Source organism: Pseudoduganella sp. RAF53_2 (assembly GCF_052113985.1).
GTDB lineage: Bacteria > Pseudomonadota > Gammaproteobacteria > Burkholderiales > Burkholderiaceae_D > Rugamonas.
Genome location: NZ_JBFRDW010000098.1, coordinates 1 through 12,456, shown reverse-complemented (window position 1 = coordinate 12,456; position 12,456 = coordinate 1). Strand labels below are relative to the sequence as shown.

Genomic DNA, 12,456 nt, shown 5'->3' with positions numbered 1-12,456 from the left:
GTGCAGCGATGCCGCGCTCGAAGACGTCGCGCTGCTCGGCGGTGCGGAACTGGAACCAGTAATCGACGCCCTTCCCCAGAATGTCGTGGAAGGCCAGCTCGTTGTCGTCCACGCGGCTGAATTTGGCCTGGCGCGTGAGGTAGTAGCGGAAGATGTCCGGCTGCGAGATCACCACGTCCACTTGCCCCAGCATCAGCAGCGCGGACGGCATGCTTGGCAATTCACGGTAGGAGGGATTGTCGGCAGTGGCTTCCTGGTAGGCGGCGCCCAGCACTTTCGACGCGCCACGGAAGGCGCTCACGCGGTAGCGCGACAAATCGTCCATGGCCAGGCGGGGAATGCGCACCTTCAGCGTGATCGCCACATTGTGGAAGTGTGTGACAGGCCAGTGGCCCGGCACTCCAGTCGCCGGCGGCGCAGTCTTGAGGGCACTCACAACGTCCACCCAGCCGGTGCGCAAGGCTTCGTCGGTGCGGTTCGATGGCAGGTAGACGAATTCCGCGCCCGCGCCCTGCGTGGCAAGGGCCTCCCGGAAGATGTCGACCAGCAGGCCGCTGTCGCGGCTGGGCAGAACAAATGGCGCGATCGCGTCCGGCACGCCGAATTTGATCGCATCGCCAGCCCAGGCAGCGCCGGCGCAGAGCGCGGCTGCCAACAGGATCGCGATGCGTTTCATGCCTGGCTCGCGGTGTAGTGCGGCAGCATGGCTTTGAGCAGGGCCTGCTCGAATTCGTCAGCAGGCAGGGGACGCGAGAACAGGTAGCCCTGCACCTCGTCGCAGCCGGAATCCTTGAGGAAGGCCAGCTGCTCGACGGTTTCCACGCCTTCGGCAATCACCTTGTGGCGCAGCTGCTGCGCGATACTGATGATGGTGCTGGCGATGGCGCAGTCGTTGGTGTCGCCCGGGATACCTGTGGTGAAGGAACGATCGATTTTCAGCGTATCGATTGGGAAGCGCTTCAGGTAGGACAGGCTCGAATAGCCCGTGCCGAAATCGTCCAGCGACAGCGTGATGCCTTGCGCGGTCAGGCGGTCCATGATGCCGATCACGCGATCGATATTGTGCATCAGCGTGCTCTCGGTGATTTCCAGCTCCAGCCACGACGGCTCAAGACCGTAGCGCTTCAGCGTTTCGCTCACGCGGCCCGGCAGCGCGGAGGTGAACTCGCGCGCGGACACGTTCACCGCCAGGCGTACCGGCGGCAGTCCCATTTGCTTCCAGCGCTGCGCCTGCGCGCACGCGGCTTCCAGCACCCATTCGCCGACCTGCACCACGAGGCCAGTCGCTTCGGCCAGCGGAATGAATTCGGCGGGCGGCACCAGGCCGCGCTCAGGATGCTTCCAGCGCACCAGCGCTTCGGCGCCGATGATCTGGCCGGAAGCGATGGAATACTTGGGCTGGTAGTGCAGCATCAGTTGTCCGTTGCCCAGCGCCTGGCGCAGGCCGGATTCGATGCGCATGCGTTCCTGCATACCCTGGTTCATATCGTGGCTGTAGAACGCGACGTTTTCGCCATCCGGATCGCCGCCCTGCTTGGCGCGGAACATGGCGATGTCGGCCAGGCGCAGCAAGGTTTCCGCATCCTGCCCGTCCTGCGGGAAGACGCTGATACCGATCGATGCGCCAACGCGCAGATCGTGGCCATCGATGATGAAGGGCGAGCTCAAAGTCTGCAGCAGCTTTTGCGCCACCATGCTGGCTTCGTAGTGCTGGCTGATGTCGAACAGGCCGACGGCAAATTCGTCGCCACCCAAACGCGCCACGATATCCTGGTCGCGCAGCGCCAGACGGAAGCGCTGCGCCACTTCGCACAGCAGCTCGTCGCCGATCTCGCGTCCCAGCGTGTCGTTGATCATCTTGAAGCGATTCAGATCGATGAACATCACGCAGCCGGTTTGCTTGCTGCGCTGGGCCACGGTCAGCGCCTGGTCCACCAGCTTGGTCAGCAGGGAGCGATTGGGCAGATTGGTCAGCGCGTCGTAATAGGCCAGGTGATGGATGCGTTCCTCGGCCTGTTTGCGCTCCGTGATATCGGTGATGTAGGCGATCAGACCGATCGAGCGGTCGTGTACATCGCACAGCGTGGACAGCGACAGGCTGGCCCAGAATACTTCACCGGACTTCTTCTTGCGGCGCACTTCCATCAAGCGGCCGCCCTGCTCCAGGAAATTGTCGTGGAAGCCGACGTCGCCTTCATCTTCGTACAGGAACAGGATGTTGCGGCCCACGGCTTCCACCGAGGTATAGCCGAACAGGCGCTCGGCGCCCTTGTTCCAGCTGGTGATGAAGCCATTCATGTCCATGGTCAGCACGGACTCGTGGATCTGATCCAGAATCTGCGACTGGTGCTGCAGCTTGGCTTCCACCTGCACATAAGCGTGGGTGGTGCGCTGGGCGATGGAATGCACCTGCAGCACGCTGCCCGCCAGCGCGGCCAGGCTGGCCAGGTGCTGGCGCACCTTGTCGTCGTAAGTACCGCCGGACACTTCGAAGCGGCCGAAGAACTGGTCGTCGAACATCACGTTCTGATGCAGCGCCTGGCCAGGCAGCGCATCGGATGGATTGGTGCCGGCCGGGACCCAGCGCCCGTGCGGGCTTTGCGTCACGTCGCGTGCAATGCGTCCCAGCTCCGCGGCGAGCGCAGGGCCGCGCAGACGCAGCACCGCGTCGCACAGGGCCGCGCTGCTGTCCAGGAAGTCGGAGACGGGATGGGACGCCATGGTCTTAGACGTTCTTGCTGACTTGCAGCGCCCACTGGTAAGCCTGCAGCAGACTGCGCCAGTAGGTTTCGTTATCGATGCCGACGTCGCGCAGCGCGCTGGCGTCGGGCGCGTGCTGCTCGACGAGGCGCAGCATTTCGCCCAGCGGACCGGAACGCTCGACCAGCGCGCGCACCACGTCCAGATCCAGGCTGAGGGCAGCCACGATCTCGGTCATTGGCATATTCAGCAGCACATCCAGCAGCGAGAACACGCCGACCAGGAAAGCCATATCCTGCGCATCGCGGTCGCCGCCGGCCAGTTTGCTCAGCGCCTCCATCTGCGCGGCGCGCAAGGCGGCCAGCGGCAGCAAGGCGTTCGGCGGACCGTCCACCTGGCGGCGTGCGTACAGTAGGAGTTGCAGCCAGCGTTGCAGCTGGCGGCGGCCCAGCACATTGATGGCCTGGCCGAAGTTATGAATGGTGGATGCCGGCGCAAATGCAGCCGAATTCACCAGTTTCAGCAAGTGATAGGACAATGCCGGGTCCTGCTTCAGCAGCGCTTCCAGCTCGCGCGAATCGGCATCGCGCGCCAGCAGGCCTAGCAGAGTAAGCAGGCGCTTGCGCGAAGTGCCGTCGTCTTTCGCATCGCCGGCAGCCGGCATGACGGCAGGCGTATCGCAGAACCAGGAGAAGCCGGCCCTGCGGCATTCTTCCAGGCGCTCGGCGCTGACCACATTGCGCGCCATATGCGGGCCGGGGAAGGTCAGCATCGCCAGCGCGGACGGCATCGTCTCGCCACAGTCGAAATTCAGCCCGCGCACGCCCGCACGCGCAGCCTGGATGTTGGCCTCGCCTTCCACCAGCAGGCGGCAGCCCGCGTCGGACAGCGTGGTGCAGCGCTTCAGCACTGCCTCATCGGCGCAGACCGCGGCCGGAATGGACAGCACAATGCGGCTGGTGGCCAGGCCCTCGAAGTGGGACGGCTCCAGTTGCAGCGGATCGGCGAGGGGAATAATGCAGTCGAGGGAAGCGAGAACTTCCGCATCGGAATCAGCCATCAGGGCGAGCAGCGCGGATGGCGCGGCGCCCTGAAGCGGCTGGAAGGCCAACGCCACCCACTGATTCTGGGTGTTGGAGACCGGCTTCAAGCCAACCAGCGGAAACGGGCTAGAGTCAGACGCAAACATCGGTATCTCGGCGTGGTTGTGCAGCAATGGTAGTTCAACTATTAACGGTAGGCAACCATTGGCGCGAAACGCAACACCGGAAGCTTTTACATAAATCCAATAAATCTTTCCTGATTTTCAGGACTTGTGGAATATAACAGAAATTGCCGAAAATACAGGTTCCGGTTGGTAGAGAGTGCTCTCCAAACCGGGTTGGCTGTTTCTATAACAATACACTTCCGGTCAATTAGGGCTAATTATTGCCACTTTGGAATTGCGCGTGCTGGACGGCGAACTTGATCAGCTCGGCCTGTCCTTCAATGCCGAGCTTGCGTTTGATATTGAGACGGTGGGTTTCCACGGTGCGCACGCTGAGGTCCAGTTCGCGCGCGATATGCTTATTGGATTCGCCGTTGGCGATGTGACGCAGGATTTCGTGCTCGCGCTGGGTGAGCTGATTGTCCTGGTTTTGCGGTTTGGCCAGCTGGGCCGCCAGTGCCGCGCTATAGTAAATCCCGCCCGACATCACGGTTTCGATGGCCACCACAATGTCCTTGCCCGGCGCATCCTTCAGCACATAGCCACGCGCGCCGGCCTGGATGGCCTGGGTCACGTATTCCAGCTTGTCGTGCATGGACAGGATCAGCACCCGGATCTGCGGATACTGCGCCTTGAACTGGGCAGTGGCTTCGATGCCGTTGGAGCCGCGCATATTGATGTCCATCAGGACCAAGTCCGGCGCACTGAGGCCCGCTTCCGCCAGCGCTTCAGCCGCGCTGCCCGCCTCACCCACCACCTGGAACTGCTCCATGGCTTCCAGCCGCGCGCGCAGTCCGTCGCGGACGAGTGGGTGGTCATCGACCAGCAAAATCCTGATTGCCATGGCATTCAACTCCGGTATTCAACGCGGGCCTCGACGACCGTGCCCGCGGGTGATGAGGTGATCGCAAAGTCGCCGCCGATCGCCTCCATACGTTCCATCATATTGCGCAAACCGATGCCGCGCTTGGGATGCACGGCGATGCCCTCGGCGTCGAAGCCGTGGCCATCGTCGCTGATGCGCAGCACCACCTGATGCCGGTCGCCGCGCAGGTCGATCACGATATGGCTGGCTGCGGCGTGGCGCTCGATATTGGTCAGCGCYTCCTGCGCGATGCGGAACAGCACCGTGTTCGCGACGTCCGGCAGGCGGTCGGTCCAGCCTTCGGCGTGGAAGGCGACGGGGTGGCCACTGTGCTGCTGGAATTCGCCTGCCAGGTGATCCAGCGCTGCGGCCAAGCCCAGATCGTCCAGAATGGCTGGACGCAGATTGTGCGAGATGCGGCGCACCTCGCCCAGCACATTGTTCAACTGTTCCGCCGTGTGCTCGAACACCGCCTGCGCCTTGTCCTGCTGCGATGGATTGGCCAGGCGGATGATGCCCGCCTCGATCTGCAGTTTGATCGACACCAGCCACTGGCTGATGCCGTCATGCAGATCGCGCGACAGGCGCGCCCTCTCCTCTTCCTGCGATTCGACCACGCGCTGGGCCAGCGCCTTCAGCTTGGCGTCCGCCACACGCGATTCGCGGATGTTCACCACCATGCCGGTCACGCCCACCACCAGCGCGCCCAGAATCGCGATGCCCGCGATCCACAGCATGGTGCTCTGGATATTGGCGCGCTGCTGCGCGTCGACCTTGGCCAGCGCCGCGTCCACGTCATCGAGATAGATCCCGGTGCCCATCATCCAGCCCCATTCCGGAATCGCGACCACGTACCCCAGCTTGGGCGCGGACTTGTGGGTGGACGGCTTGACCCAGTGATAGCGCACCAGACCTCCGCCCTTGCTGGCCGTGGCGAGCAAATTCTGGATGGTAGGGCTGCCCCGGTCGTCCCGCATATTGAACAGGTTCTGGCCCACAAGCTCCGGCTGGCGCGGGTGCATCAGCGAATTACCCTGCATATCGTAGACGAAGAAATAACCATCGTCGCCGAAGCTGAGGGTGGACAGCACACGCTTGGCCTCGTTCAGAGTGGCGTCGTCATTGCGGCCGGACTGCACCAGATAGGAAATCGAGTGGGAAGCCAGCGCCACGTAGTGCTTCAGCTCCGCTTCCTTGCTGGCCAGGTAGGCCTGCTGGATGGTGTCGCGCTGCTGCATGGCGAGCGTGTTCGCCTGATGCCGCACCGCGATCGCGATGGCGCACAGGGCGATGATCAGGGGCGCGATGGCCAGAAAAATGAACTTATGCCGCAGCTTCATCCCGCGATTGTACGTCCACCGCGGCTTGCGGGTCCTACGTAGTAGTACGGACCGATTCTGCGTAGTGCTGCGCTTGTGAGCAGATATGCACTTCCTGAATACTCTCCATAAGCTGCGCGAAGAGCAGCATCCCAATTCCCTGGAGGACTCAATGAACCCCGTTTTGAAGAAACTCGGCTGGGCGGCGCTATCGCTGGCTGGTGCTTCCGCGCTGGGCGTCGTCGCATTGAAGCGCGGCGAATCCATCAGCGCCATCTGGATCGTGATTGCAGCCGTGTGCTGCTACCTGATCGCCTACCGCTTCTACTCCAAGTTCATCGCCGAAAAAGTGATGGGCCTGGACGCCAAGCGCATGACCCCGGCCTACAAATTCAACGACGGGCTGGACCACGTCCCCACCAACAAGAACGTTTTGTTCGGCCACCACTTCGCGGCGATTGCCGGCGCCGGTCCGCTGGTCGGCCCCGTGCTGGCGGCGCAAATGGGCTACCTGCCCGGCATGCTGTGGATTCTGGCCGGCGTGGTATTCGCAGGCGCGGTGCAGGACTTCATGGTGTTGTTCATCTCCATGCGCCGCGACGGCCGCTCGCTCGGTGACCTGATCAAATCCGAACTGGGTCCGATCCCCGGCAATATCGCCCTGCTGGGTACTTTCATGATCATGGTGATCATCCTGGCCGTGCTGGCCCTGATCGTGGTGAAGGCGCTGACTGGCTCACCGTGGGGTTCCTTCACCGTGATGGCCACCATCCCGATTGCACTGTTCATGGGCGTGTACACCCGTTACTTCCGCGTCGGCCGTATTGGCGAAGTGTCGCTGATCGGCTTCGTGCTGCTGATGGCGGCCATCTTCGGCGGCCAGTATGTGCAGGAAAATCCGGCCCTGGCGCCCCTGTTCACCTTTACCGGCACTGAGCTGACCTGGATGCTGATCGGCTACGGCTTCATCGCCTCCGTGCTGCCGGTATGGCTGCTGCTGGCGCCGCGCGATTATCTGTCCACCTTCCTGAAGATCGGCACCATCGTCGGACTGGCGCTGGGCATCGTGTTTGTAGCGCCTTACCTGCAGATGCCTGCCATGACCAAGTTCATCGACGGCACCGGCCCGGTATGGGCGGGTAATCTGTTCCCCTTCCTGTTCATCACCATCGCTTGCGGTGCGGTGTCCGGCTTCCACGCGCTGATTTCCTCCGGCACCACGCCGAAGATGATCGAGAACGAAACCCATGCCCGCTTCATCGGCTACGGTGCGATGCTGATGGAATCCTTCGTCGCCATCATGGCGCTGGTGGCCGCGTCCACCATCGATCCTGGCGTGTACTTCGCGATGAACAGCCCGGCCGCGCTGATCGGCAGCACGGCCGAATCGGCGGCGCAGGCGGTGTCGCRGTGGGGTTTCCACATCACACCTGAGATGCTGACTCAGACCGCAAAAGACGTGGGCGAACACACCATCATCTCGCGTGCCGGCGGCGCCCCAACGCTGGCAGTGGGCATGGCGCACATCCTGTCCAACGCCATCGGCGGCAAGGTGATGATGGCCTTCTGGTACCACTTCGCGATTCTGTTCGAAGCCCTGTTCATTCTGACCGCCGTCGACGCGGGCACGCGCGCCGGCCGCTACATGCTGCAGGACCTGCTGGGCGCCTTCGCTCCATCGCTGAAGCGTCCTGAAAACACTGTGGCAGGTCTGCTCGCGACCGGCTTGTGCGTGGCGGCCTGGGGTTACTTCCTCTACCAGGGCGTAGTCGATCCGCTGGGCGGCATCAACACCCTGTGGCCGCTGTTCGGCATCGCCAACCAGATGCTGGCCGGTATCGCGCTGGTGCTGGGTACCTGCGTGCTGTTCAAGATGAAGCGCGCCAAGTACGCGTGGGTGACCGTGGTTCCGACCATCTGGCTGCTGATCTGCACCCTGACCGCAGGCTGGCAAAAGATTTTCGACGCCAATCCGAAGGTCGGTTTCCTGGCGCACGCCAACAAATATGCCGCTGCGCTGGCCGAGGGCAAGATCGTGGCGCCAGCCAAGTCGCTGGAGCAGATGCAGCAGGTGATCTTCAACGATTACCTGGACGCCTCGCTGGCCGGCTTCTTCATGGTCGTGGTGCTGGCCGTGACGGTATTCGGTCTGCGTACCGCCATGAGGGCTTACGCGAATTCGAAGCCGAGCCACCAGGAAAGCCCGATCCAGCTGATGCCTGCGGTGCAGTGATGCTGGGCGAAATCGTCAAGGCTGGCCGCTATCTCGGACAAAGCGTCCGGCTGATGGTCGGCCTGCCGGAATACGACACCTACGTGGCGCATCGCGAGACCACCCATCCCGGCGAACCGGTGATGAGCTACGAGGAGTTCTTCCGCGAACGCCAGGAAGCCCGCTACGGTGGCGCGGGCAAACGCGGCGGCTGTTGCTAAGCGCCTTTGTCCCAACAAAGTTAGAGGCAGATCAAAGCGTCGGAAATTTGAGCATTTATATTTTGCCTGATGGAATGTTCCACGGCGGTGGAAAATGCTCAATTTCGAACGCTCCAGCCTTAGCCGCAAACTCGCCGTCATTTCGGTGCTGACCACCGGCAGCGCATTGCTGCTGGTGTTCTTTTCGTTTGCCATCGCCTCGGTGCTCACGCACGCCAGCGAGGAGCGCGAACAGCTGGTATCGCTGGCCGACATCATCGGCGCCAACAGCATCTCTCCCCTGCTCTACGCCGACCACGCCACCGCCACCCAGGCACTCGCCGCGCTGGATGTGATGGATGATATCGGCCAGGCCGTCCTGTTCGACCGCGATGGCAAGGCCTATGCATCTTTTCCCGACGAAGGCAGGTCTGCGGAGCCGCTGTCCGCGGCGCGCATGCAGCAGATTGCGCAAGGCAAGGCCGAGGAGCGTCTCGGACCGCTATGGGCGCCGCGCCTGCGCATCTATCGTGCCGTGTGGGTCAAGCCGCATCTGATCGGTGTGGTCATGATCGAAGCGGGACAAGGCCGCATGTGGCTGGGCATCCTGAAAAGCCTTATCGTGACGGGCGTGGCGACTGCGATCTCGTTTGTGCTGGCGCTGGTGCTGTCGGCCCGCTTCCGCAACAGCATTGCGCAGCCGATCGCGCAGCTGATTGCGGCCTCCGACAAAGTCTCGTCCAGCCAGACCTATGCCCAGGTGCAGCATGAGCGCCACGACGAACTGGGTACCCTGATCGACAGCTTCAACGCCATGATGGTCCAGATCGAAAGCCGCGACGGCAAGCTGGCGCAGTATCGCGATCAGCTGGAACGCCAGGTCGCAGTGCGCACCGAGCAGCTTGAGAAAGCCAAGGACGCCGCCGAAGCGGCCAGCCAGGCCAAGAGTGCCTTCCTGGCCAATATGAGCCACGAAATCCGTACGCCGATGAATGGTGTGCTGGGGATGACCGAGCTGCTGCTGGATACAGAGCTGGACGAGCGTCAGCACCACTACACGAATATGGTCAAGCGCTCGGGCGAACACCTGCTGGTCATCATCAACGATATCCTCGACTTCTCCAAAGTTGAAGCGGGCAAGATGACGGTGGAGTACATCAACTTCAATCTGCGCGAGCTGCTGGACGATATCGATTGCGTCTTCTCGCCGCAGGCAGCCGCCAAAGGCATCGAACTCGAATTCGCCATTGCGCACGATATTCCGGTGGCCATCTGCGGCGACCCCAATCGCCTGCGGCAGGTGGTCGTGAACTTGCTGGGGAATGCCATCAAGTTCACCGACAGCGGCAACATCACGGTCAAAGTGCAGGTCACCGCGGAAGATGCGCAATCCGCGCGCCTGCGCTTCGAAGTGCACGACACCGGCGTCGGCGTGTCGCGCGATGCCCGCACGCGCATTTTCGATTCCTTCTCGCAGGCCGATGGCTCCACCACCCGCAAGCATGGCGGCACGGGGCTGGGCCTGGCGATTTCCAAGCAGCTGGTGGAGCTGATGGGCGGCACCATCGGCGTCGACAACGCGCTCACGCGCGGGTCGGTATTCTGGTTCACCGTGCAGTTCGACAAGCGGCGCGTGGACGAGGAAACCGCGCCGGGCCTGCGCGTATTGGTCGCCGGCCCCGCCACCGCCAGTCGCAAAGTGCTGGAACAGCTGATGGTGCGCTGGCAGGTGCGCTGCGATTGCGCCAGTTCGCCGGATGAGACGCTGAATCTGCTGCATGCGGCGCGCGCTTCCGGCATGTGCTACGACGCCGCATTGCTGGACATGGACCAGTCCAGCGCCAGCGGCCTTACTTTGGCAGCGGAGATCAAATCGGACGCCCGCATCGCAGACGTACGCCTGCTGCTGCTTAGCTCCATGCGCGATGCCGCCGACTCGGTGCAGCGGCGCGAGGCCGGCGTGGCCTTCCAGCTCATCAAACCTGCACGCGAGTGTGATCTGTTCGACTGCATCGTTTCGCCGGGCCGTGCCAGCGAAGGCGTACGCACCGCCTCCCTTTCACCCACAGGCGCGCAGCGATCCAGGCGGCGTCTGAAGGTATTGCTGGCCGAAGACAATGCCGTCAATGTGGAGGTGGCGTCGGCCATGCTCGAAGGCCTGGGCCTCGACGTCGTCTGCGCCGCGAACGGCGACGAAGCGCTTCACTCCGCGCGCGCAGGCGAGTTCGATCTGGTGCTGATGGACTGCATGATGCCGGGGAAGGATGGCTTCGAAGCCACCGCTGAAATCCGCAAGCACGAACAATTGCAGGGACGCGCGCGCCAGCTGCCGATCGTGGCGATCACCGCCAATGCGCTGCAGGGCGACCGCGAGCGCTGCCTGGCGGCGGGCATGGACGATTACCTCAGCAAGCCGTTCAGCCAGCAGTCATTGGCCGCCACGCTGGGCCGCTGGGTCGCCCTGCCGCGCGCCGCAGCGGCGCAGCACGGCGATGCAACGCGACTGCGTCCTGTTCGCCCGCCCCGCGCGGCCACCGCGCCAGCGCCGATGCAGCATCCCCTGCGCCGCGCCGACGATCCCGCTCCACCGCCACTCGCTGTCGTGCCAGCGGCGCAGTATCCAGGCAACGCCGCGCCGGCGCTGGCTACCGCGACGGCGTCTGCGGGCGCTGAGACGCTGACCGCAGCGGATGGCGCCGAATGCGCCACCCTGCTCGCGCCGGACGGTATCAACCGCCAGGCGCTCGATGCGATCCGCGCCCTGAGCGCCGACCACGGCGAAATTCTGCTGCACCGTGTGCTGCACGCCTTCATCGACGACACGCCCACCCATCTGCACATGCTGCGTCAAGCCATCGACAGCGTGGACACAGGCGTCATGCGCAAAGCCGCGCACAGCCTGAAATCCAGCAGTGCCAATGTCGGCGCCGATGCCCTGGCAAAGCTGTGCCGCGAACTCGAACACCTCGGCCGCACCGACTCGACCGAAGGCGCCGCCAACCTGTTAATGGAAGCGGAGCAGGAATTCCAGTCGGTCCGCCGCTCGTTCAGCGCAATCCTCGTCAATGGAGGCTAGTCATGACTGCGCTTTATTCTCCCAAACGCGGCACAGTGCTGGTAGCCGACGATGATCCGGTAATGCGTTTGCTGATGCTGGAAATGCTGTCCCAGGTCGGCCTGGACGCCATCGAAGCCGCCGATGGCCACGCCGCCGTATCGAGTTTCCAGCAGAACGCGCCCGACCTCGTGCTGCTGGATGTCGACATGCCGCAAATGGACGGCTTCTCGGTCTGCCGCGCCATCCGCGCACTGGAGTCGCGCACCACGGTGCCGATCATCATGGTCACCGGCGGCGACGACATTGAAGCCGTCACGCAGGCCTACGAAGAAGGCGCCACCGACTTCGTCTCCAAGCCGATCAACTGGCCGATCCTGGGCCATCGCGTGCTGTATGTGCTGCGCGCCAGCGATGCCATCGCCCGCCTGCGCATTGCGGATGCGCAGAACCGCGCCGTGCTGGCCGCGATTCCCGACACCTTCTTCCGTCTCAGTTGCGACGGCTACTATCTCGACTACGAACAAGGCCATGATCCCGGCGCGGCCTTCAGTGAAGTAGATTGCGTCGGCCGCCACGTGCGCGACGTCTTGCCCGCCCCGATTGCCGAACGCTTGCTGGACCAGCTGAAAAGCGTGCTGTCCACGCAATCGATCCGTTCCGTGGACTACGAACTGCCACGGCGTGGCGATGTGCATCACTTTGAAGCGCGGCTTGTCAGTACCGGCGGCGGCGAAGTGCTGGGCCTTGTGCGCGATATCAGCGAACGCAAACGCACCGAAGAGCAGATCCGCCGCCTGGCCTATTGCGACAGCCTGACCGGCATCCCGAATCGCCAGGCATTCCTTGAAACGCTGGCACGCGAACTGGAACGTTCCGCGCGCGAGCAGCGTAAGTT

Annotated in this window: 9 protein-coding genes; 4 read left to right on the top strand and 5 right to left on the bottom strand. The window is 63.2% G+C overall.

Annotation, left to right across the window (positions count from 1 at the left end):
• From AB4Z11_RS08395 to AB4Z11_RS08375, 5 genes are all read right to left on the bottom strand, one after another.
• Window positions 1-676: hypothetical protein (locus AB4Z11_RS08395; RefSeq protein WP_442024332.1), on the bottom strand; the 676-nt coding region annotated here is incomplete at its 3' end.
• Window positions 673-2,721, bottom strand: a complete 2,049-nt coding sequence (locus AB4Z11_RS08390) for a putative bifunctional diguanylate cyclase/phosphodiesterase (RefSeq protein ID WP_442024330.1) — start codon at window positions 2,719-2,721, stop codon at window positions 673-675. The genes AB4Z11_RS08390 and AB4Z11_RS08395, both read right to left, overlap by 4 nt.
• Before the next feature lie 4 nt (window positions 2,722-2,725).
• Complete coding sequence (locus tag AB4Z11_RS08385) at window positions 2,726-3,889, bottom strand: HDOD domain-containing protein (protein WP_442024328.1); 1,164 nt, start codon at window positions 3,887-3,889, stop codon at window positions 2,726-2,728.
• A 232-nt stretch (window positions 3,890-4,121) separates the two neighbouring features.
• Window positions 4,122-4,751 carry a response regulator gene (locus AB4Z11_RS08380; RefSeq protein WP_442024326.1) on the bottom strand — a complete coding sequence of 210 codons (630 nt, stop codon included), beginning with the start codon at window positions 4,749-4,751 and terminating at the stop codon, window positions 4,122-4,124.
• 5 nt (window positions 4,752-4,756) lie between these two features.
• Window positions 4,757-6,112 carry a cache domain-containing protein gene (locus tag AB4Z11_RS08375; RefSeq protein WP_442024324.1) on the bottom strand — a complete coding sequence of 452 codons (1,356 nt, stop codon included), beginning with the start codon at window positions 6,110-6,112 and terminating at the stop codon, window positions 4,757-4,759.
• A gap of 151 nt (window positions 6,113-6,263) precedes the next feature.
• On the opposite strand from AB4Z11_RS08375, the gene AB4Z11_RS08370 reads away from it, so the two are divergent.
• From AB4Z11_RS08370 to AB4Z11_RS08355, 4 genes are all read left to right on the top strand, one after another.
• Window positions 6,264-8,324 (top strand): carbon starvation CstA family protein, encoded by a 2,061-nt coding sequence (locus AB4Z11_RS08370; RefSeq protein ID WP_442024322.1) that lies wholly within the window; start codon window positions 6,264-6,266, stop codon window positions 8,322-8,324.
• Window positions 8,324-8,524 (top strand): YbdD/YjiX family protein, encoded by a 201-nt coding sequence (locus tag AB4Z11_RS08365; protein WP_442024320.1) that lies wholly within the window; start codon window positions 8,324-8,326, stop codon window positions 8,522-8,524. The genes AB4Z11_RS08370 and AB4Z11_RS08365 overlap by 1 nt, the downstream gene beginning before the upstream one ends.
• 94 nt (window positions 8,525-8,618) lie before the next feature.
• Window positions 8,619-11,579, top strand: a complete 2,961-nt coding sequence (locus tag AB4Z11_RS08360) for a response regulator (protein WP_442024318.1) — start codon at window positions 8,619-8,621, stop codon at window positions 11,577-11,579.
• Between the two features lie 2 nt (window positions 11,580-11,581).
• Window positions 11,582-12,456: response regulator (locus tag AB4Z11_RS08355; RefSeq protein ID WP_442024316.1), on the top strand; the 875-nt coding region annotated here is incomplete at its 3' end.